1 protein-coding gene is annotated in these 448 nt (G+C 67.6%); it reads left to right on the forward strand.

The window, feature by feature from the left end:
• A partial coding sequence (locus tag AACY45_RS28590; RefSeq protein ID WP_339548829.1) for an amidase family protein occupies positions 1–448 on the forward strand: 448 nt, incomplete at both ends.

Below are 448 nucleotides of genomic sequence, written 5' to 3' on the forward strand. Positions count from 1 at the left end.
GATCGGATACGAATGGTTCGATCCGGGTGCCGGCGTCGCTGTGCGGCGTGTTCGGTCTGAAGCCGACGTTCGGGCGTCTGTCGCGCGCTGGCACCTTTCCTTTCGTTGCCGACCTCGACCATATCGGGCCGTTCGCGCGTGATCTCGGCGACCTTGCCGCGGTCTATGACTTCCTCCAGGGTGTCGATCCGCGCGATCCGGCCTGCGCCGGGCGCAAGGACGAACTTGTCAGCGACCTCATCGACCGCCGGCTGCCGCCGCTGCGCGCCGGCGTGTTGCAAGGCTGGTTCCAGGAAGGAGCGACGGAGCAGGCGCTTGCAGCGGTTGATCACGTGGCATCCGCATTCGGGGATGCGGGCAGCGCAGTATTCGAAGGCGCCGCGGCGGCGCGCTCCGCTGCGTTCTGCCTGACTGGCATGGCGGGTGCCAGCCTGCATGGCGAGAAGCT

The sequence above is a fragment of the Pseudomonas sp. RA_35y_Pfl2_P32 genome (assembly GCF_963970735.1).
GTDB lineage: Bacteria > Pseudomonadota > Gammaproteobacteria > Pseudomonadales > Pseudomonadaceae > Aquipseudomonas.